At 51.2% G+C, this 21670-nt stretch carries 15 protein-coding genes; 1 reads left to right on the top strand and 14 read right to left on the bottom strand.

Annotated features, from left to right (window positions below; genetic code table 11):
* Positions 1–11: 11 nt before the first annotated feature.
* From ABEA66_RS24460 to ABEA66_RS24415, 10 genes are all read right to left on the bottom strand, one after another.
* Positions 12–1163 (bottom strand): Gfo/Idh/MocA family protein, encoded by a 1152-nt coding sequence (locus tag ABEA66_RS24460; RefSeq protein WP_345591605.1) that lies wholly within the window; start codon positions 1161–1163, stop codon positions 12–14.
* A gap of 115 nt (positions 1164–1278) precedes the next feature.
* Positions 1279–2100, bottom strand: a complete 822-nt coding sequence (locus tag ABEA66_RS24455) for a carbohydrate ABC transporter permease (RefSeq protein ID WP_345591604.1) — start codon at positions 2098–2100, stop codon at positions 1279–1281.
* A 1-nt stretch (position 2101) separates the two neighbouring features.
* Positions 2102–3010 carry a carbohydrate ABC transporter permease gene (locus ABEA66_RS24450; RefSeq protein WP_345591603.1) on the bottom strand — a complete coding sequence of 303 codons (909 nt, stop codon included), beginning with the start codon at positions 3008–3010 and terminating at the stop codon, positions 2102–2104.
* Positions 3010–4314 (bottom strand): ABC transporter substrate-binding protein, encoded by a 1305-nt coding sequence (locus tag ABEA66_RS24445; protein WP_345591602.1) that lies wholly within the window; start codon positions 4312–4314, stop codon positions 3010–3012. Before ABEA66_RS24445 ends, ABEA66_RS24450 begins: the two co-directional genes overlap by 1 nt.
* 399 nt (positions 4315–4713) lie before the next feature.
* Positions 4714–6135: an erythromycin esterase family protein gene (locus tag ABEA66_RS24440; RefSeq protein WP_345591600.1), complete on the bottom strand. Its 1422-nt coding sequence runs from the start codon at positions 6133–6135 to the stop codon at positions 4714–4716.
* A 25-nt stretch (positions 6136–6160) separates the two neighbouring features.
* Complete coding sequence (locus ABEA66_RS24435) at positions 6161–6358, bottom strand: helix-turn-helix transcriptional regulator (protein ID WP_079908737.1); 198 nt, start codon at positions 6356–6358, stop codon at positions 6161–6163.
* A gap of 23 nt (positions 6359–6381) precedes the next feature.
* Positions 6382–6888, bottom strand: a complete 507-nt coding sequence (locus tag ABEA66_RS24430) for a DUF6773 family protein (RefSeq protein ID WP_345591597.1) — start codon at positions 6886–6888, stop codon at positions 6382–6384.
* Positions 6889–7199: 311 nt separating this feature from the next.
* Positions 7200–8831, bottom strand: coding sequence for a DHA2 family efflux MFS transporter permease subunit (locus ABEA66_RS24425; protein ID WP_345591595.1), 1632 nt, complete (start codon positions 8829–8831; stop codon positions 7200–7202).
* 99 nt (positions 8832–8930) lie between these two features.
* Positions 8931–9110 carry a hypothetical protein gene (locus ABEA66_RS24420; RefSeq protein WP_345591593.1) on the bottom strand — a complete coding sequence of 60 codons (180 nt, stop codon included), beginning with the start codon at positions 9108–9110 and terminating at the stop codon, positions 8931–8933.
* Positions 9111–9195: 85 nt separating this feature from the next.
* Entirely contained in the window at positions 9196–9957 is a 762-nt protein-coding gene (locus ABEA66_RS24415; RefSeq protein WP_192700890.1) for an SDR family oxidoreductase, read from the bottom strand.
* Between the two features lie 358 nt (positions 9958–10315).
* Between ABEA66_RS24415 and ABEA66_RS24410 the strand changes: the two genes are divergently transcribed.
* Positions 10316–10900, top strand: a complete 585-nt coding sequence (locus tag ABEA66_RS24410) for a TetR/AcrR family transcriptional regulator (RefSeq protein WP_079908732.1) — start codon at positions 10316–10318, stop codon at positions 10898–10900.
* A gap of 322 nt (positions 10901–11222) precedes the next feature.
* Here the strand turns inward: ABEA66_RS24410 and ABEA66_RS24405 are convergent, their stop codons facing one another.
* The 4 genes from ABEA66_RS24405 to ABEA66_RS24390 form a co-directional block, all read right to left on the bottom strand.
* Positions 11223–12029: a response regulator transcription factor gene (locus ABEA66_RS24405; protein WP_345591589.1), complete on the bottom strand. Its 807-nt coding sequence runs from the start codon at positions 12027–12029 to the stop codon at positions 11223–11225.
* The gene (locus ABEA66_RS24400; protein WP_345591587.1) at positions 12022–13884 is read right to left on the bottom strand and encodes a cache domain-containing sensor histidine kinase; all 1863 of its coding nucleotides are present in this window, start codon (positions 13882–13884) and stop codon (positions 12022–12024) included. Before ABEA66_RS24400 ends, ABEA66_RS24405 begins: the two co-directional genes overlap by 8 nt.
* A gap of 191 nt (positions 13885–14075) precedes the next feature.
* Positions 14076–19994 carry an OmpL47-type beta-barrel domain-containing protein gene (locus ABEA66_RS24395; protein ID WP_345591585.1) on the bottom strand — a complete coding sequence of 1973 codons (5919 nt, stop codon included), beginning with the start codon at positions 19992–19994 and terminating at the stop codon, positions 14076–14078.
* A gap of 7 nt (positions 19995–20001) precedes the next feature.
* A complete protein-coding gene (locus ABEA66_RS24390) occupies positions 20002–21642 on the bottom strand; it encodes an extracellular solute-binding protein (RefSeq protein ID WP_345591583.1) in 1641 nt (546 codons plus the stop codon).
* Positions 21643–21670 lie beyond the last annotated feature (28 nt).

The following is a 21670-nucleotide window of genomic DNA, read 5'->3' as shown; positions in this document are numbered from 1 at the left end:
TCCCCTTTTTTTCATTGATAGGTGCTTCCCGTTGTAATCGACTGTGACGCGAAATTTTCAATCGACGTTTTTTTCTCATAGAATCGCGTGGCATTAGCTTGAACCCCGCTTCTTGTGTAGAACGGATCTTGTTCGGTAAGCGGAAGCTTGACCTTCTCGCCGGTGCTGGCCGACTTGTAGATCGCGGTGATGAGCTCCAGGGTTTGGCGGCCGCTAATACCATCAATCAGCACGGGAGCGCCCGTCTTTATAGCGGTTAATACGTTATCGATTTGTCCCGTATGTGCCTCATAGGCCACCTCGGGCAGCCCGTCATACAAAGCTTGAAGCTGAGCTTCCAGCGCTGTATTCGGCTCGGGGAACCCGTTCGCTCGCGAGTTGGACGCAGTCACCTTCCATGGGGCCGAAACCCTCGCTTTTTCCCCCTGGAAGATGAGCTGCTGCTCTTCGCCATGATGGACAACCGAGCTGGTCAGCTGTCCCAGAGCGCCGTCCGCATACCGGAGCATGCCGATCGAAAGATCCTCGACCTCCGCATTGTCATGCGCAACATTGCTCATCATAGCCTGCAGCTCCACCGGACTTCCCATCATCCAGAGAAGTGCGTCGATATGATGCACGGCATGGTTTAAGGTCGGCCCTCCCCCTTCCTTCTCCCAGGTTCCGCGCCACCACAGATCGTAGTAGCAGTGTCCCCGCCACCAGAACGAATCGACCTGCACATGGACGACTTTTCCGATGAGGCCGCTCTCCAGAACCGCTTTCATTTTCATCATGGGCGTTTTGAACCGGTTCTGCGCCACTACGGATAACATTCTGCCTGTCCTTCGGGCCGCTTCATTCATCCTGTCGCATTCTTCAAGAGAAGAGGCCATCGGCTTCTCCACCAGAACATGAGCACCGGCTTCCATAAATTGGACAGCCAATTCCGCATGCGTATAGGGCGGCGTGCAGATGGAGACGAGATCGACATCCTCCTGCAAAAGCTCCTTATAATCCTTGACCGCCAGGGCCTCAAGTCCGAACTGGTCGATGCGCTCCTGCGCCTTTTCAACATAAATATCGCTGACTGCAACAATGCGGCATCGCTCCGGAAATTGCAAATACCCTTCTATATGCGCCGCTGAAATCGCGCCCGCTCCGATAATAGCTACCTTCAACACGTTCTTAAGCCTCCCATCGTTTGGTTGCTCCCAGCATATCAAGAATACAGAGCCCCATGTAACGCTGCTTTGTTTAAAAATAATACTACTTTGCGGTTTCCTACAGACCCTGCCGTTATTTCATGCCGGAGGTCACCATTCCGCTCACAAATTGGCGTTGGAAAATAATGAATACAACAAGCACCGGGATCATCGTAATAACAGACATCGCGAGCAGACTGCCCCAGTCCACATTAAATTCCCCCATAAAGTTGGACAAGGCCAATTGAATGGTATACAAGGACGGATCGCTGATGCCGATCAACGGCCATAGAAAATCGTCCCACCGCCACATAAAAGAGAAAATCGCAAGAACCGATAATATGGGCTTGCACAGCGGCAAAATGATCCGCGAATAAATCCGCCATTCGGTTGCCCCGTCCATCCGCGCTGCTTCCAGCAGCTCGTCCGGAACGCTAAGCAAGTACTGTCTGATCAGAAATACCCCGGTCGGGGTGGCCGCAGGAGGAATAATAAGAGCCAGCAAGGTGTTGAACAGACCCAGAAAGCTGAGCACCTTAAAGATCGGGATCATAATTACCTCAAGCGGAATCATCAATGTAGACACGAATCCGACAAGCAGCAGGGAATCTCCTTTAAATTTGTATTTCGCCAGTGCGAACCCCGCCATCGAGTTGATCAGCAGCAGCAGCACCGTCGAGCTAATCGTTACTATGGCACTGTTCATAAAGTACCGGCCGAAATTACCCTTCTCGAAAGCATCGGTAAAGTGCTCGAACGTAAACGGCTCGGGCCAAAACCGCGGAGGAAAGCTGTACAAATCGTTGTTCGTCTTGAAGGACGAGAGGACGATCCAAAGCACGGGAAACAGCCATGCGGCAGCCAATACAAACAGAAGAAGGTACAAGGATATTTTGGCGGATGTTTTCAGTTCCACGTTAGTCGGCGCCTCCCTTGGACAGTCTGAACTGCAATGCGGTAAACAGAGAAATCAGAATAAACAGCAGAACCGACATGGCGCTGGCCATCCCCAGCTCCTGCTTGGCAAAGCCGGTTTCGTATATATATTGCACGACATACGTCGTTTCTTTGCCCGGTCCGCCGCCCGTCAGAGCAAACAATAGAGGATAGGCCTTTACCGCCTCGATCAGGGAAAGCATAATGACAAGAACGGTCGTCGGCTTGAGCAGCGGAAGTGTAATGCTCCGGAATACCCGGAGCTTGGAGGCCCCATCTAGCCTTGCCGCTTCGTAAAAATCGGTCGGAATGGCTTGCAATCCGGCCATGAAAATGACCATATAAAATCCAAGACGCGACCAGGCGGTGGCGATAATAACGGAACCGTTCGCAAAAAAGGAATCGGACAAAAAATGTACGGGCTCGATACCAAAAAGCGTCAGGAAGTAATTCAAAACGCCGAAATCACCGAAAATCCATTTCCAAGTCAAACCGACAATGATATAAGAAATCATCGTAGGCCAATAAAAGACGGAGCGAAACAGGCCTTTCCACTTGAGCGGCTGAATCAGCATCATCGCTACGGCGAGCGACAAGCAGTAAATCAAGGGCACTACGATAAGCGCATATAGGGCCGTTTTTCCCAGTGCCGTCCAAAACTCTCCGTTGGTAAATAGCTCTTTGTAATTATCCAGACCGACGAATTCCATCGGATTCAATCCGTCATACTCATGAAATGAATAGACAAACCCGGTAATCATAGGAATGACGATAAACGTGGTGAAAATGAGCAAGTTAGGCAGCACAAACAGATACGGGATCCAACCCATGGATGGAATGGTCCGCTTCCGTTTTTGTATCGCCTTGGCCGCCGAGGCTTGTGCAGACATCAGGGTTGCCCCCTCTTTTCATCTTTAATCGCTTTATCGATCAAGCCGGCAATCTTATCAAGACCTGCCTGCGCCGTCGATTTTCCGGCAACGATTTCCGATATCGTCGTTTTCAAATCGTTGCTGAATTTCGGCACGACTGTTTGTCTGGACCAATCCTCCGCCGCAGCCGGTACCGTGTTGTTCAGTTCGTTCGAGAACACTTCCATCATGTCTTTGCCGAAAGCGTAGTCCAGCTTGGCGCTGTCTTTGCGCGGACTCAGGAATAGCGCCTCTTGCGTAAATTTGGAGTTCACTTCTTTGCTCGAAATGTAGTTGATGAAATCCGTCGCTTCTTTTTCCACGCCGGAATTTTTGAACGCCATGGCGAATTTGCCGCCGGGCACCGAGGAGCGCACTTTGCCCTTCGGCATATACGTAACGCCCCACTCAAAGTTCGTAATATCTTTATAGTTGCTGATCATCCAGTTTCCTGCGAAATGCGCGGCAACCGTTCCGGTGCGGAACAAATTATTCGGGTTTTCCCCGCCTAGCCAAACAGATGTCGGGGCGATGCCGTCCGTATGGAGCTTCTTAAAATATTCCGCCGCCTGCACGCCTGCTTCGTTGTTGATCGTCGCTTTCGCACCGTCTTGACTCATCATGCTGCCTCCGAATTGATACAACAAGGTCGACCAGCGCTGCGGCGTATAGTCCCATACGAGACCGTATTTGGCTCCGCCTTTGTCCATAACCTGCTTCAAGGCAGCGGAGAACTCGTCCCATGTCCAGACATTGTCAGGAGATGTCGGCACTTTGACCCCCGCTTTGTCAAACAAGGTTTTGTTGTAGATCAATCCATTGGCCGTCACGTCCATGGGAGCAGCCACCGCTTTGCCATTGACGACATAGAACGGTTTCAATGAATCGAGGAACTGACCGGTAAAGGAATCCAAACCGCCGCTGTTCTGGCTCAAATCTACCGCTTGATTGGCGAATGCCCCAAGATCTGTCGTGACGCGGGCAAGCGCAGGGGGTTGTCCGCCAGCGATCATCGTTTTCAGCTTCGTATTCAAGTCCTTGAAAGGAACCTCGATCATATTGATTTTGATATTCGTGTTTTTAGCCTCATAATCTTTAATGATGCCTTTCATGATCTCGCCTTCATTGCCGTCCGAGAACCAAACGAAATCCAGCTTTACGTTCTTTTTGGCACCGGCCGCCTTCCCGGCATCCCCCGGCTCTTTCTTGGAGCAAGCAGCTACCATTAATGTCATCAAAACCAGAACCATAGTGATAGATACCGCTTTCATAATCTTGTTCATACATACTCCCCTTTTCCTTTAAATCCTCGTTAGCATATGATGCTCCTAGCTTGCAAATCGGGCTTCTTGCCTAGCGCGCTCCCCGTTTCACAACTTCGCCTCCTGCTTCCTAGCATATCAAGAATGCGCTTACTTAAGTAACGCTACTTTGTGAAAAAATAACACTACTTTGTGGTTGAGTGACTTTTTGCATTGAAAAAACATTAAGATTTGCGTTTAGGGAATATGATTTGTGAGCGTTGTCATTTTTTGCGTAACGCCCTGAATCAGACGCAGAAGCTTCCTTACTCCGTAGGTACAGTCCTTCGAAATACGTACAAAAGCCGGGGCCCGGATAGGCCTCGGCATAATTGGTGTTCTTTTTTAGTTGTGCTGCAGCTTGAATATGCAGCCGGTTATTCACTTCGACAAATACTGGGGCGGATTCACATCATTAATGAGCAGAATGCCGTCGTATTGATCGCGGGCGATGATGCTTTCCGGAATCATTCCCCAGCTGTAGGCAAAACGGGGCTCGAACATCCATGAGCTGCCAGCTCCATTGTTCCGATAGCGCATATCAACAAAGGTATAAGGAGAACCGGCAGACGATAAAATAGATTCGATCGAGCCGGGATCAAGTGGGGCAACGTCATGCAATTTTCTTAAGTTATCGGCGGTTTTCCCGCTGGCTGGATAAAGACCAAGCACGTAACTATACTTTTTCATTTCATCGGAGAGCATTTCCCCCATCAATGAAACCGGGTACGGCGTGCCCATCACTTCAGAGTGCGCTTTACGGATATGATCGTTGTGAGCCCAGACGATAAACTTCTCGTTAGGATATACCTGGGTAGCGAGCCACATGAGATTATCAAGCATGGCCCTGTCCCGCCATGTCATCGATTCGTAAAAAGGGGCGGGATCACCGGCTTCCAGGCCGATGTTGGACCTGATCGAGATCTCCACATACTCCTCCGCTACCCGAATCCGGTCGTTCAGGCTTCTTTCGAGCAGAACTGCGAGTTTTGGATTATTGGGATAGTTTATTTTTAAATAATCTTGATTCGCATCCGACTGCAATGATACTAACGCTTCCTTATATACCTCGATCAACGGTTTCTTCTCTTGGCGGTAAGCCTCCAGCTCTTTGCCGAGCGAGTAATTGGACAGTTTTTGCTCCGCTTCGGCAAGTCGCTTGGCGACCGCCTCATCTATAAGCCATGTACCGTCAAATAACGGGTACTGCAGCTGCATGTCGAAGCCTGTTAATATGAGAGGCTGCCGGCTGTCTTGCGACGCATGAATATAATCGAATAAGGGCAAGGTTTCCTTGGACGCCCATACACCGACAATAGACTGCTTCAACGTCTGTTCCGCACTCTGTTGTCCGGACTTGCCGTAAGCCAAAGCGGCGTTTCCTAGGGAGCTCTCAAAGGCCAGTACGTTATAGCCCATTTCTTGATGAAGAAATTGAATGAGCCGGGTCTTCGCGAGGTTGAACTCAGCAACACCATGGGAGCTTTCGCCCAGAAAAACAATACGTTTGTCATACAGCAGAGGCTTCAGCATGTTCAGATCCCGGAACGAGTCCGTCCCACCATCACCATTAGAGGGCTGGATCGTATCCAGACGGTATACGTTCTCTTTGGTCCATGATTTCCAATCAGCGATTTTTTCATCGGATGTACGGGCGCCCTTCCCTTCGGCAGCCTGGTTCTGAGAATTTTCGGCGGCATAAGCCGTCCGAGAACCTCCTTCTAAAGTAACGGCGGCTCCCAGAATGGAGACCGTCAGCAGAAATGCCGCAGAAACTTTGCTTATACTAGAAAATGATTTCATGGTAGACTATTCTCCTTTACGTGTTCTATTCCTCTTCCCAGAACAGATCGTCGAGCGTGCAAGACAGCGCCTTGCAAATGGCCACACACAAACTGAGGGACGGATTATATTTGCCCAATTCGATTAATCCTATGGTTTGTCTGGAAACACCGACGATCCGGGCAAGCTCTTCCTGAGAAAGATCCTTTTCCACCCGAGCCATCTTGAGTTTGATATTTTTCATTGCGCGTCCGCCTCATCTCTTCTCTACGATTCCAGATCGTTGTGCGACATATTCCGGCTTACTTTGTTGGCAAAATAATGAAGACCCGAGACGGCCGCCACAAAAAACGGGATATAGATGATTAGCGAGACGAAGAAGACGATAAAGAAATATTTGATTGTGGTTGCACCGCCGCCATCCCCATAAAGTACCGCGCTTCGAATACCGAGCAGCATGGCGATAGAAAAGCCGATAACGAGACCCGTAAATGCGATTCGTTTGCTGAACGACATTTTTCTTTTCCTGTCGTGCACCTCTACTTCGTCGGAATACAATCCCAGCGTTACGCTGCGGATAAAGCAATAAAGGCTCCCTCCCGCAAGAATGAGCAGCTCCAGCATAACGGATTCCATATCGGAGGACATAAAGGTTTTCACAATGACGGAAATACTGCAGATCGTCATGATCAGCGCATAAGCTTCTTTAAAAATTTTGTTTTTCATGTTAACAATACGTTCATCATCCACAGCGCTCTTCCTGGTCCAAATCATGACTCCCACTCCTCTGTATAAGATTTCTCGTGTGTATTGTAACAAATATATATGTCATAATGCAACATATATATTACATTTTGACATATATACTTATCTTCACTACAAAAACAAGGTGGAAGAACCTTCACGAAATTTTATAAACCTATCATGTTTGCCCGGTGACTTATTGCATTGAGATAGCCGATGTATACGCTGTCATTTTGCTCCTCCTCGTTCGAAAAGATAAAAATAAAAACCCACGATTGATGTGGGTCTGAAATAGTATTCTTCCTTGTCATCCGACACGTTGTCGAAATACTGGCACAAACTTATGCTTTAACAGGCTCTGCCGCATGGATTTCTGAGCTTTCGGAAGAAACCGAAGCCGAAGCGGGCTGCTCCTTTGCTTCCTTTTTTTCTCTCAGCAAAAAGACAAGAGGAATACAAATGAATGCTGGTATAGCTGAAACGTAGAAAGTATCTGCGATACCGCGAACCAGCGCTTCCTTTTGCATTATGCCTGCCAGATAACTTATCGCCGTGCTGTTGCTGGTCGCTGAATCGACGCCTCCCTGCATAAGCACCCCGGATAAAGTCGAGATGAAGGAAGCGGCAGCCTCCGAATAGCTCGGCACATCTTCTGTAATGCGGTAGTAATGAAAATATTGCCGTGAATTCATGATGGTGGTCAAGATTGCGATCCCCATGGAGCTCATTACTTGACGGGTTACGTTAGAAAGCGGCGACGCATCATTGATCAGTTCTTTTGGGACGCTGCTCATCCCGACCGTTGAGATCGGCATCATACATAGCCCGATACCAAAGCCACGAATCGTTAATACAACATTAATCCACAGATGAGATGTATCCGCTGTAAGCTTACAAAGATCATACGTTGTTACACCAAGGATGAGCAGCCCGATGACGCCTAACGGGAGAACACCAATCTTCTCCTGGAGCTTCCCGCTTATCGGCATCATAAGTGCCATAGCTACCGACTGTGGAAGCAGTAAAATACCGGAATCCAGTGCTGTCATGGATTGCACGTTCTGCAGATAAATCGGCATCATGAACGTACCACCCATCATGGCCATAGTGATAAGTCCTGCGGTCAACGTACTTGCGCTAAATTGCAGATTCTTGAACACCTTCAAATTAAGAAGGGGCGCCTCAGCGGTCAATTCTGCCCATAAAAGCAGTGCAAAGCTTACTGCGGAAATGAAGAACAAAGTGACGATATACTGCGAGGTCCATCCTTCCGTTTGTCCTTTACTCAAGGCAAGCAGCAATGATCCGAAAAAAATGACCGACATGGCAGCCCCAAGCGTATCGAATTTCAGATTGGTCTGCTTCACGCCGTCCTTTAGAAAAAAGTAGCTGGCTATTGCAGCGACAACGCCAACCGGCACATTTAAAAAGAATAATGTTCTCCAGCTGTAGTACTGAATCAAGAAGCCGCCTAGCGTAGGACCGAGAGCCGGCGCAACCATTGCTGCAACACCCCAGATCCCCATCGCCAGACCGATTTGCTGTCGCGGTACGATCGTATAGATAACAGCCATACCGACCGGCATGATGAAACCGCCCGTCAACCCTTGAAAAATCCGGAATGCAATCAAGCTTGTATCATTCCAAGCAAGGCCGCACAATAAAGATCCCATCGTAAAACCGATAACGGAAAGAAGCAGCACCTGCTTGCTGCCGAATCGGGCGGACAAAAAGCCGCTCGCCGGAATAACAACCGCTGACGCCAGCATGAATCCGGTGACAACCCATTGAATTGTTGTCGTCGGTACTCCGAATACAGTTGATAGCTTGGGAAGCGCAACGTTCACCAGGCTGCTGCTTAGTACCGACACGAAGGTAGCCAGAATAATAGCAATAAGAGGCAGCCAAAAGTTAGACTCCTCCGTATGATCGAGCGGAGGAACCGCTGCTGCAGCTTGAGACGGGTCTGACATGTTTAATGCCTCCTATTCTACTCTTGACTTGGTACCAGAACGAACACCCGCCCCAAGCTGCGACAATCATCGATACGGCGAGAATCATATATTTCCTGTTCATGGTTCTTCCTCAACCTTCTTCTCCAAATAACTAGTCAGCAGATCCAATGACCGGATAATGCTATCCAGTTCCTCCGGTGCCAAATCCTCCAGAAGACTCTCTACCTCAATCCCCATCGGAGTATTGAAAATAGTAGTCAGTTTACTTATAGATTCGCCGATTTGTATTTTGCTCATTTGTTATTGACCCTTCGTTTTATTTCGTACACGAAATATCGTTCTATACCATAGGAACCAGCTGCTCCTTGAACTTTTCATTTTTTTAGAAGCCTGCTGTCCACCCGGCGTCTGCGGTAATGACCGTGCCATTCACAAAGCTTGATTCATCGGATGCAAGGAAGAGAGCCACTTGTGCGATTTCTTCGGCTTGGCCGATGCGCGGAATAACTCCTTGGGTTACTTTTGTTCGGGAAGCACCGAACTCATTCACGTTATGGATCGATGAAGTGATGTTCGTCATCGTTGCACCCGGTGCTATCGCATTGCAGCGAATGCCTTTTTGCGCGTACATAAAGCCTGTGTTTTTGGTGATACCGACAACGGCATGCTTAGAAGCTGTATAGGCTGCTCCCGCATGGGCGCCGCTGAAACCGCCCGTAGAGGCTGTGTTTATAATAACGCCCTTCCCCTTTTCCAGGAAAATGGGAATCGATTTACGGATTGCACGCATAACGCTTTTCGTATTTACATCAAAAATAAGATCCCATTTATCGTCGTCCACGTCGCCTACGGGTGCCATGTTATCCATAATGCCGGCGTTGTTAACCAAAATATCAAGCGTTCCGTACTCATTAACAGCCGTATCGATCATACTATTAATGTCATTCAAGTCGGCAACATTCGTTTTCACAGCAATGGCTTCGCCGCCGTTGGATTTAATGCTCTCTACAACTGCTGCAGCACCTTCCATATTCAAATCGGAGACGACCACCTTTGCTCCTTCTTTTGCATACAGTTCAGCAATGGCTTTGCCCATGCCTGAGGCTGCCCCGGTAACGACCGCTACTTTACCTTCCAAACGCATAATAAATCCCTCCAAATAGTTTATTAAGATATGAAGATTTTCCAGCAGTAAGGAAAATGGATATAACAATAAGAAATTCCAACAATGACCAAATCTCCTCCATGTTTCCCTATATGAACCTCCTCACCATCTTCTTATTTTAGTCATCAAGCTGATCGTGACTTAGTTTACATCTTGTTGTATAGTTAACAATATATAAATTAGATTATAAATAAGACAGCCGTATTTACAAGCGACACATAATGATGAAGTGTAAATTAGAATACAGAACACATTATTTCTGTAGCTAATCCTGAAAAAATACTACGTCCGGCAAATCATTTGTAGTTTTTATATAAAAAGGAAAGGATAGAATCCGATGGACAAAACGCCGCCTCGCATGGATCCCCGTGTACTTCGTACACGTCAACTTCTTAGAAATGCTTTAATTGAATTGCTTCAGGAAATGGAGATTGAGAAAATATCGGTCAATCGCCTCTCTGAGAGGGCAACCATTAACCGAGTTACCTTTTATCTGCATTATAGGGATATTCCAGATATGCTGGAGAAGATGGCGGATGACATGATTATAGAAATTACAGGGGTTTTGCAAAAAACACCGACTAGCTCTAATTCCTCGGAAGAAGAGCTTCCGGCGCTGATTAGTTTACTCGAGCATATTGCCGAGCATGCCTCATTTTATAAAGTCGTTCTTGCATCCAAACGTATTCCGATCTTTACGGATCGTCTGTTAAAGCTGTTGTCAGAATTGATTAGCGCAAGAATAGAAGAGATCATGGAGGGCGGTTCCCGTTCGACAGACGGCATTCAAAAAGATATTGCTATCTGGTACGGTTCTTCCGCCTTAATCGGGACAATCGTTTCTTGGCTTCGAAATGACATGCCTTATACGCCGCTTTTTCTTGCCAAACAGTTTACTTTGTTGCGGACAACCATGCGATAATCGATCTCTATTTACCCAATCGACCTACATTGGAAATCGTGGAAGGAACAGCTTAAACTTGGTGCCCATGGGATTATTTCATCATCATTTATAAAGCGGGGAACGGACGGTATAAGGTTGTAAGGCAGTACAGCCGATACTACATTGACCATTTACCCTTACACCATCGATCGAGAACATTAGGCAGGTCCTCTCTCATATGAATTGTAGTCAGGCAACATCAAGTTGTAATCCTATGTTCCTTCCCTTATATCCGATGGATACATAGGCATGAGAGGTACGGTAGACTCGCATAATGGAACCTCCGGGGGCAATGGCCCCCCTATAAGTACCGGTTACGATAATCCGTTGGAGTTAGTCCGAACTGCTTCTTGAAGCTCTCCCGGAAATGATCCTGATCCGAATACCCGATCCGCTCGCAGATCTCGTATATTTTGACGGATGGGTCTTTCAGCAGCCGGGCCGCTTCCTCCATTCGCAGACGAATCATCGAATGATGGATGGTCGTTCCAGTCACTTCTTTAAACAGCTGATTCAAATATTTGTCGCTCAGCCCGACTGCCGCCGCCACGTCCGAGAGCGCCAGCTCTTGACGCAGATCTGCTTCCTTCATGTAGCGGAGCGCACGCTCCGCCAGCTTTTTCTTCTTCACGCTTCCTGCCCATTCCGCGGGAGGCAGCGCTTCCGATAAATGCGGCAGATGATCCTTGGCGGCTTGTTCCGCGAACGCCAGCGTCCGCCGCTCTTCCCTCTCCTTATGCAGCGACTCGACCGCGCTTGATACGACCCGTTCCAGCTCATCCATGTCGATCGGCTTCAGAATATAGTCGAGCACCTGCAGCTTGATAGCCTGCCGTGCATGATCAAATTCATTCAGTCCGGATAAGATGATGCATGCGAGCTCCGGCTTAAGAGCTTTTGCCGACTCGATCAATTCCAGGCCGTTCATCCCGGGCATCCCGATATCGGTTAGGAGCAAATCCGCTTCTTCTCGCACAAGCCGGTCGAGCGCCTCTTCCCCATCCTCTGCAGCGCCCAGCAGCTCGATGCCCAAGGCATGCCAAGGAACGGAACGTACCAGCGTTTCCCTGACCGTTCTTACATCTTCGGCAATCAATAGTTTATACATCTGTTCCCCTCCGTTGTCCAGCCGCTTCCCGTACAACCTGGCTATAAGGCAGCACGACTTCCACACAGGTACCTTCCACTGCATTCACATAACGCAGACCGAATGCTTCTCCGCAGTGAAGCTGGATTCTCCGGTGGACATTCATCGTACCATAGCCGGTGGCAGCGCCCAGTTTACCGCCTGTATCGCTCTCCGGCTGCTGCCTCAGCATCCGGTTCATTCGCTCCGCGTCGCAGCCGCGGCCGTTGTCCTTCACCCGCAGCACCAGCTCCGTTCCTTCCTTGCGGGCTGAGATGACGATCCGGCAGTCGGACCGTCGGCCGGCAAAGCCGTGTATAATCGCGTTCTCCGCCAGCGGCTGCAGTGTCAGATGCACAACTTTCGCGGATAAACAGGAGTCTGGCACATGAATCTCCACGTGAAGGTCGTTCATCAGCATCTTCTGGATGTGGAGATAGGCTTCGACCTGCTTCAGCTCATCCTCCAGAGTAATCCAGGTTTGTCCTTGATTTAGCCCGTAGCGGAATACATTGGCCAAGGAACGAACGATCCGGCTTGTTTCCCGGTCACCTGCCATAATGGCTCGGCAGTTGATAAGATCGAGCGTATTGTACAAAAAATGCGGATTGATCTGAGCATGCAGCAGCTCCAGACGCAGCTCCCGGCGCTCCAGCTCTTCCTTAAAGGATTGCTCGATCAAATCATGAATCGTCTTCAGCATGGAAGCAAATTTCTCATTCAGCTCATCCACTTCATAGATGCCGGTATTCCGGTACACGAACGGCTCCTTTCGCTCGACGACCCCAGGGCGCTGAATGGCGCCAACTAATCTGGAGATCGGAACGGTCACCCGTACGACAATGCTTCGCAGCCAGATGCCAGCAACCAGCAGCGCGATAAGGGCGGTCGCGACCGCGATAGCTGATATGGCGAACGTATAGCGGCTGAAGTGGCTTTCCGGTACAACCGCCAGCAGCTTCCACCCGTTTCCTAATGCTTCGGACATCACCCGGTGGTTCTCTCCGTCGATCTTCGTCACAACTGAGGCATTGCTACCGGCTAGCGAGTCAACGAAAGGAAGCGCTCCCGCATTTTCCAGAAAAGCGTACCGCTCGCTGTATATAACCTGGTTTTTTTCATCAAGCAGAAGATGATAGCCTTTCTCGAGCGGTGCATTGTCAAATACCCCCTGAATGCTGCGCTTATCCGCGCCAACGATAACCGTGCCGATCGTCCTGCCGTCCTTGATGCTCGTCTTCTTTCTAGCGGAATAAATCATCGGGGCGTGCAGTGTGTCCGTGTTCTGCGCCCACCAGACGGTCTGTCGTTCCCCGTGCTGGAGCTGCTGGAACCATTCCTCGTTTTTCAAGTCCGCCTCCTTGAAAATTCCCGTGGAAGGATCGAAATGGTCCGGGGCCATAGTGTACAGTCCGCTGCCGGGGGCCAGGGTGACTGCCACAACGTAGGATTGCTGTGCAACCGAGAGGGGGCCGAAATTGTTAAGCAGCGACAATAGGGACAAATTCTGCAAATTCATCTGCAGCGTGTAAAAGTCGTCGACGGCATCAAACGGCTGCGGGTGCGTCTTCTCCAGCAAATTTTCTATAGACTGATTGCTCATAATAAACGCCGCCATGTTATTCATCGTATCGAACTGGTATTCGATGTTTCTGTCGACGAATTTCATCGACTGCTCCGCCAGCTTGAGGTTATGTTCATTTTGCACCCGGATGAGGATGTAGCTGGCCGCTGCTGCAAAAAGAGCGATGAAGGTGACGATCAACACGAAGATTGGTATCCCGAGCCTGGCTAACAAGCCGGAATACCCGGTCCGCTTGGATATAAGCAAAATCATCGTCCCCCCTCTCTCTATTGCTCTCATCAAGCGGGAGCTTCATCAGCCAAGACAGACCCGATCCGATGAAGCTCTCCCTATGCCTCCGAAAATCATGCCCGGCTTACCAAAGCCTTTCGGACTGGCACCCGCTTGCCGGGGCCAGGCTGTGGTACCGTACCCTATCCCCGCTTATCTTAAAAAAAGTATCTTTATTTCATGCTTCGCCGCAAATACTCGATATCCTCCAACAAGCGTGAAGCGAATGCTGCGTCTATGTGTTTGCCAGCTTGGGCCTCCATTTCATGAATCAGCGGCGTGAAATCGAACTTCTGATTGCCTCGAGCGCCGTCTTTCAGAGCGGACTCCACTTTGGCTAGCAAGCTGTCCCGGATGCCCCGGCCGTCGATCCAGCCTTTGTTGTACCCATACCTAATCAAGTCGCCCAGCTCCTCTACGGTCAACATAACCGTCAACACCTGCTGCACCATCGTCTTGTTGCCTGCCGCATCTGTGGCTTCCAGCATCAGTTGATGCTCCCCAACGCTCAGTGACATCGGTTCGATCGTATAAGGGCTTTGGATCGGCTTGCCGTCCAGCCGGTACGAGACTTCCTTTACGCCGCTTAGCGTATCCTCCGCGACAAAGGTCAGGGTTCCGTAAGCCGCACGGGACACCGTAATCGGCCCGATCACTTGAAACGACGGCGGAGCGGAGTCGATACGGATCACCGCCGTTTTGGGAACTTCCCGGTTGCCAGCCCGGTCCGTGCTTGTGTATACGAGTACATGCATTCCGTCACCGTTCACTTGAACCGATGTCCCTTCCGACAGTGGCCCGTCGTCCAGCCGATACTCCGTCCGGGCGGTACCGCTTAAGGCATCGTAAACGGACAAGGTTACGGTCTGCCCTGCTCGCTGCCACCCTGGAGCAGCGTCGTCGGCCGTTACCGGTGGCGTGCCGTCCACGATCACGGCAGCTGAGGCCTTGTAGCTGCCGTCAGTGGTCGTCGCCGTCACAGCGGTCCTGCCTTCGCTAACGCCGGTGACGAGGCCGCCGTAAGTGACCTCGGCGACCGATGCGTTGCCGGTCGACCAGGAGAGCGACTTATCCGTTGCGTCCTTCGGCGTAACGACGGCTATTAACGCAGTCCCCTGTCCCGGCTGGAGCAGCAGCTCCTCTGGCTGCACCGCAACACCTGAAACGCCGGTTGCCGGTAGCTGTGGCTGATAATCAATGAACGTAAACGCATCATACAGGGCCGTATTCTTCGAATCCGCCGTGCCGGGAGTCCATTGGATGAAGTTATCCCTGCCGTTCTGCAGATCCGCGTCGTTCACTGCGACATTCAAGCCGATTTTCCCTCCGAGTCCAGGTTTCAAATCCTTCACATAAGCGGATGGAATTTTGAATTCATAAATCGTCCGTTTGGCCGTTTCATCCCGAACCGCCTTGAAGGGAACACGGCCGCTTACTTCGCCGTTCGGATTGGGCGGGGCTGAATAGAAAATATGAACGGGCAGACTACCGTCGTTCGTCAAAGCGAATCCCCATTCGGAATCGTCCGCCCCGTACGGAGCCTCCCGATTGTTCAGAGGATCCAGGCTGATCTGAACGGAATCGTTCTTCCACATATTCGACGCATTCTCCGATTGCTTATGGATATTATCGCGGACCGACACGGCGAAATACATCCCGTCCTCGGCCCATTTGGCGTAAGCCGCGGCCTCCAGATTATCGGGATCGTGAAAGCCGTCCGCATTCTGATCGTTCCTGCGGAGATGGAACGGATAAGCATCGTTCCAATCGCTCAGATCGCCGTCGATCGTTACGGCTTGTGCCTTCTGCACCAGGTTGAAGTCAACGGGCATCGCAGGATCGCGGAAGATCACTTTATCGCTTGCCGTATCCTCGACTTGCAGGTCGATGCCGTATTCGTTGAATGCAGCCGGTTTATGATACGTCCAGCGGAAATCCAGCTGAAGCCGGTCGCCCTTCTTCAAGCTGCTGAACGTATCGGAGGCGATAGGCTCAAGCGCAACGCCATCCGGGCCCTTAACCGTTACTCGGCCCGATTTCTCAAATGACGACGTTCCCGTCAGCTGCACGGAGACGACATCCAATTGTTCGATCGTTTTTTTGACGGGCAGCAGTTTCAGGCCGATGCCGTCTTCGATGGTCAGTTGAACCTTCTTTGTATCCAGAACCGCTCCGTCGAAGACGATATCTAATGCGATTTCATAACGTCCCTTGACCGTACGGTCCGGGACCTTCACTTGGTAAAGCCGATCAAGAGATGCATGCGGCGAAATCATCACGGTGGCTTCCGCCGGATCAGTTTGTGCGGCTTCCCAACCCTCTGGCAGCTTCATCCGCACAGTCACTGGCTGCGGAGTATCTGTATCGTTGACAAGGGATAGCTGGAATCCGCTTGGATGGCCGGCTTCCCCGGTAATTTCCGTCGGTACGACACTAGCCTTGACGCCGACGAATTTAACCGGCTCGGAACGAACTATCGCCAATGCCGCACCGGCGAATTCCCGTGCCAGCAGATTGTAGGCGTAGCTATCCGCATAGCTGCCTCTGGCCGAAGCAGCTTCCGCCAAGCGGCCGTACCGGTTCATGCGGAGCACGGCAGACGCCGAGACGGGCATTACGCTGTAATCGCCCTTCTTCGTGTTGAAGGCGGCGGTGGCCGTCTGCACGGCTGCCGCATAATCGAGGGTATTCGCGCCCACGCCTTGAAGTGTGTAGGATAAGGTAACAGAGGCGCTCTCCGCCGCGTTATACAGTGCCTCCAGAGCCACGTAGCCGGGAGCTCGCTCTAGGGAGCCTGCCTCGATCTGACCCGCTATCCGGGTCATCAGCCGGTAGATGTCCTTGATCCCCTGCTCCAGTCCGAACGAGCTCCTTCCGCTCCCCAAGGCCGTCTCCCATTCCATAGTTATGCGACTAAGCTCCGCCTTATCCCCGTCCACAAGGACGGCGTTAGCTGGCGTGCGCATCCGGACCAGCTTGGCGGCCGCCTCCTGCGCCTTATTTTTCAGCAGCTGTGCGGCAGCGCCAAGCACGAAATCCTCAGGCACACCCGTGAGGTAAACGGGTGATCCACTGACAGTGATCTGTACACCTCCACCTGTACCCGTTACCGGAAGCTCCGCGCCGTTAACATTCTTCAGCTTCACTCCCGCCGCAGCGAAAGGCAGCGTGATGACGCTTTCAGGTGCGCGAACCGCCGGATCGTCCTTGTGGTCGACCTTTCTCCAGGCGACCGTCACCGGTAATCCTTCGTTCAGGAAAACCTGCACGGCGACATCCGCATCTCCGGTATCGTACGTTCCGACATACCGCGCCTTGTCCAGAGAGGTCATCAATTGATTGACCGCAGTATAAGCGAGCTTCGGTCTTCCGTCATTGTCCGTGATACCCCAGAAAATATCATAGTACCGGTCATCCGTTCCGTCGTTTTTATAGTTATAATATTCGTAGACCTTCACTTGATCGGTAATCATATAGTTCAGAAAAGCCCGGACGATATAGTCCCGCTGGGTTTCCTCCGAAACCGACGGGTAGCCTGCTTTGGCCGTCGGCCATCCGCCCTCGGTCAAATAATAATCTTTCCAGCCTCCATAAGTGTTTACAAGCTGTTTGACTCCATCCATCATATTTTGGAGATTCCCGTCTGGCATCGAATTGTATACGTACGGATGATAAGAATAAGCGTCGGCATAGTCGAAGGAGCCCAGCTCCAGCTCGCTTGGAAGCACGCTCAATACGCTGGATGTGTGGTCACCGGCCAGCAGCATGGCGTCCGGATCCGCCTTTTTCATCGCCAGATAGGCGGTTTTCTGCAGCTGTACGAATTCCTCCGGGATATAAGGCTTGGAGAAAATCTCAGGCTCGTTCGGCATTTCCCACTGCCGGATTTTGCCCTTGTAGCGGCTGACGGCATTCGCAACGAAGTCACCCATCGCTTTGAGAGCAGCTGGCGTGTTGGCCGTTCCCTGTTGATAATAAGCGTTCCGGTCAATACCGAGCACCGGAATCTGATTAAACCCGTAGGAGAATAGCTTATTTAGCAAAGAATCGGTCCCGCTGTAATTGTAAACCGTCCGGCCGGAGCTGTCCTTCATATTTCTGTCGACATCCTCCCAAGAAATCCCGGAACGGTGGCTGCGGGCACCCATCTTCCGCGCGCCGTCTATGATATCGTCTCTCCAGTTCAATGCGTAATGCGTATTCAAGCCGAATTTACTCTCGTTGTCCAGATCGGCTTGCGGGATAGGCGCCGCTTTGGTAATGATCGCAAGGCGCATCCGCTTTGATTGTTCGGGCTGCTTCACGCCATCCACCGTAAAGTCGGCCGATACCTCGTAGGTCCCGATCTCCTTGAGGTCCGGGTTGAAGGGAATCGTGTCCCGCTGATTTGCATATCTGGCCAAGCTGTACGTTTTTGAGCCTGATGCGGCAAGCGCTCCGTCACCGTCCGCCCGTCGTACGGTATAATCGATCCGCAGCTCATGAGGCTCTGCTCCGGCTTCCAGGGCGAGACTAAGGCCCGGTGACTCCTCCTTCGAATAAATTCCAGCATAATTGCCGGCAGGTTGGAGATCGATCACATAGGGCACAGGCAGCGGATCGATGGAAAAATCGTCAATCATCAGGTTAATTCCGCCAACAACATTCCACTGAAAATAGCCTTTCTTCAAAGCGAGTGGATCAGAATCGTCACCGCTTGCCGTCTCCACACCGTCTATGAGCAGCTTATGGGTAATGCCGCTGACGCGCAGCTCATAGTCATGCCAGTCGCCGAGCAGCGATTTGACGTAGTTGGCGATATAGTAATTGCCCCCAAGCGTCGTCTTCCGCATGAGAAAATATTTGGAATTATGCGTTGCCCATTCCAGCGCATTGTTGTTCGCGTCGTCTGAGGCGCGGTATCGCAGCCGCCATGTGTTCTGCACCGCTGTACTGGTCCGCTCATACTTGGCCTTAAACTTGACGACGAAGTTATCGGTATTCTGATACACGGGAAGATTCAGCTTGGCGCTCCCCGACCCGTTCAGGTTCAGCACCTTGTTCCCATCCGGCAGCTGAATCACCTTCGTCCCGGCCCCCGTCACGGACCAACCGACAGGGGCTATATTTGCCGGCTCCGCTTGAAAATCGTTCCGGTAAGGCGTTATTTCCCTGATCGCGACCTCGATTGCTCCCGTTGCCGGATAGCGCGCGGTTTGGCCGGAGCCGTCTTGGGCGGTAATATAATAGCGAATACGGTCGGACCGGTTCGTTCCCGGAATCGTGCCCGAATACGATCTGCCGCCTCCCGATGCCTGAACCGACTGTTCGGTTCCGTCGCTTCCGTAAGCATAGCGGATCTGAGCCGTCACTGCTGAGGCGGCATTCGCTACGGTAAAGGCAACCGGTACATCGGCATTGTACGGAACCTCGGTTAGAGGCGTATGAACGATCCCGAACGCTGGTTGTGAGGAAAGCGGCCAGACCACGATACGATCTACGCTCAAATGAACGGCCGGACCGATACTTTTCAGTGAGAAGCCTACCCCGCCATCCGCAAGGGACGAGTCGTTGAAGGCAGCAGCTTTAGTGCCGTCGACGAGCAACGAGAAACCGCTTCCATTTATCTCAATCCGATAGGAATGCGTATCCGCAAGCTGAAATCCATGAACTGCTGCGCTAATATCTGCGGAAGCCCCCACCTGCACGGCGGAGGGCGACTCTGGGTATTTCCATAGTTCGACGAAACTGGAGTTTTTGAATTCCATGAAATAGTAGCTGGTACCGGAGCTGTAGCGGAACAGCGCCCGAAACCGGTCTCCTTTGGCAGTAAACTCCATGACGTAATCCTTGGAGCTGTACGGTAACGAAGACGTCTTCACAATAGCCCGCTGAGGGGAGGTCGCTGTCGTCGAGCCTGTTAGCACCGCCTCCGCTCCGCTGCCCTCGGTTTGCCACGCCGTGCTGCCGAACATATCCCAATTACCAAGCCCTCCGGCAAAGCTGTCCTCGAACAACGGTGCCGAATCCGCCGCCTCTCCGGAAACCGGAAGCGGCTGTATCAGCAACGTCACAATTAACAGCATGCTTATCTTGCCGAACCACTTTTTCATTACGGAATCACCCCTTGCCTGATTTCTTCTTCAGCGACTCCTCCAGCTCTTTCAAAATTTGTGCGCCTCCCTGCGACTTCCACTTCTCCGTGAACTCGTCGAATTTCTTGATGTCACCGCCCATAATGATCTGTGTGAAGACGGAGTCGCGCATTGTATTCAACTCCACCAGCTTAGCGATTTTGGTCGGGGAATCCAGATAATTGGAAGCGTCGGTAATCTGGTACGGATTATGGATTGCTATTTCAAGTGCTTGTGCATTTCGCTCCGGGAGCGATTCAAGGTATCGCGGCCACCCTTGCAGCCCGGGAGCGAACAGATAGCCCTGCGTCCCGCGGAAATTCCCGTTCTTGTCCTGCTGTGTCTTGGGGTCGATCAGATCGGTGGCCAGCTTCATCTTGCCGTTCTCGATCTTGTAGTCTTCTCCTTCGATGCCCCAAACGGTCAGCATCTGGTTATCGAGCGACAACGATTGCTCGATTATGCCCAGAACTTTTTTGGGATCCTTGGTTTTCGCGCTGATGGCGTGCATCTGGGAGAAAGGCGCTCCCATTGGAGCCACCGCCTTCCCGTCCGGACCCGTAAGCGAACCGGTCAGGGTCAAATATTTGAACGGCTGATCGGCTTGATTCGGGAGATTCCCGTCTGCGGCCAGCTTGCCGCTTTTCTTAAGCTCGCTTGTCTCGATCTGGGTGTCGTAATCGCTTGCCGTAGACCACCAGCCCATCCAGGAGAACAGCTTGCCGCTATACAGCTTTGCCCGCAGCTGCTCCTCCTTGATGGTGGCAAACTCCTTATCGATCAGACCTTCCGCATACATTTTTTGCAAATATTGAAGGGCTTGCTTCATTCTCGGATCGATGTCATAGTTGCTGAACTTGCCGTCTTTCTCCGTGAAATAACCCGGCGTCACTCCGAACGCGCCGAAGATGTGGTCGAAGGAATTGTTGGCGTACTTGGGCTGCCCGATTTGAGCCGTATACCCACCGAGCGGGATAACCTCCGGCTTTTCCGCTTTGATCTTTTTCAGCAGATTGTAATATTCGTCAAGCGTCTTCGGCACCGCGCTTCCCGCTGCTTCAAGATAGTCCTTGCGAAGGACCAGATTCCACCGGTACCCGGCACCAGGCCCTCCTTGATAAGGAATCCCGTACATTTTGCCGTTGACCTTTGCCTGTTCGAAAACGTCCTTCGGTACCTCCTTCAGAATGTTCGGAGTATCCTTCTCGTTAATCAGATTGGTCAGATCGACGAAGGCTCCCTGCAGGGCATACTTCTGGAAATCGTCAGCAAAATCGATTCTTGCTACATCGGGAATGTCACCGCTGGACATTTTCAGATTCAGCTTCGTCTTGTACTGCTGAACATCGACTAGCTCGGGCACAATCTTCACACGGAGCTTTTGCTCGATCGCCTGCTTGACTACATCTTTTGAAGGGTCGTAAGGCTTAGAAATGTCTTGAGCCCTGAGCCATTTGAGCTCATAGGGGGTTTCCGCCTTCGCCTGAGGTGATCCTGAATCCCCTGAGGGCGCAGGCGGAGTGCTTTCTGCCCCATTCTCCTTGCTGCAACCCGCAACAGTTACGGTCCCGGCCAGTACGGCGGTCAGTATGCCGAGCGGCCATCTTTTCTTTGAACTCGCCATCATTCATAAACCTCCTTATTTTCCTTCCAAT

It is taken from the genome of Paenibacillus vulneris, assembly GCF_039543185.1.
GTDB classification, from domain to species: domain Bacteria; phylum Bacillota; class Bacilli; order Paenibacillales; family NBRC-103111; genus Paenibacillus_S; species Paenibacillus_S vulneris.
Note: the sequence above shows the minus strand (reverse complement) of the source record. Positions and strands in the feature narration are given on the sequence as shown.

Excerpts from the sequence above, each read along its gene's own strand:
- ABEA66_RS24395 (WP_345591585.1), bottom strand. The coding sequence starts at position 19,994 with ATGAAAAAGTGGTTCGGCAAGATAAGCATGCTGTTAATTGTGACGTTG.
- ABEA66_RS24450 (WP_345591603.1), bottom strand. The coding sequence starts at position 3,010 with ATGTCTGCACAAGCCTCGGCGGCCAAGGCGATACAAAAACGGAAGCGG.
- ABEA66_RS24445 (WP_345591602.1), bottom strand. The coding sequence starts at position 4,314 with ATGAACAAGATTATGAAAGCGGTATCTATCACTATGGTTCTGGTTTTG.
- ABEA66_RS24390 (WP_345591583.1), bottom strand. The coding sequence starts at position 21,642 with ATGATGGCGAGTTCAAAGAAAAGATGGCCGCTCGGCATACTGACCGCC.
- ABEA66_RS24405 (WP_345591589.1), bottom strand. The coding sequence starts at position 12,029 with ATGTATAAACTATTGATTGCCGAAGATGTAAGAACGGTCAGGGAAACG.
- ABEA66_RS24440 (WP_345591600.1), bottom strand. The coding sequence starts at position 6,135 with ATGAAATCATTTTCTAGTATAAGCAAAGTTTCTGCGGCATTTCTGCTG.
- ABEA66_RS24425 (WP_345591595.1), bottom strand. The coding sequence starts at position 8,831 with ATGTCAGACCCGTCTCAAGCTGCAGCAGCGGTTCCTCCGCTCGATCAT.
- ABEA66_RS24430 (WP_345591597.1), bottom strand. The coding sequence starts at position 6,888 with ATGATTTGGACCAGGAAGAGCGCTGTGGATGATGAACGTATTGTTAAC.
- ABEA66_RS24415 (WP_192700890.1), bottom strand. The coding sequence starts at position 9,957 with ATGCGTTTGGAAGGTAAAGTAGCGGTCGTTACCGGGGCAGCCTCAGGC.
- ABEA66_RS24420 (WP_345591593.1), bottom strand. The coding sequence starts at position 9,110 with ATGAGCAAAATACAAATCGGCGAATCTATAAGTAAACTGACTACTATT.
- ABEA66_RS24435 (WP_079908737.1), bottom strand. The coding sequence starts at position 6,358 with ATGAAAAATATCAAACTCAAGATGGCTCGGGTGGAAAAGGATCTTTCT.
- ABEA66_RS24400 (WP_345591587.1), bottom strand. The coding sequence starts at position 13,884 with ATGATTTTGCTTATATCCAAGCGGACCGGGTATTCCGGCTTGTTAGCC.
- ABEA66_RS24410 (WP_079908732.1), top strand. The coding sequence starts at position 10,316 with ATGGACAAAACGCCGCCTCGCATGGATCCCCGTGTACTTCGTACACGT.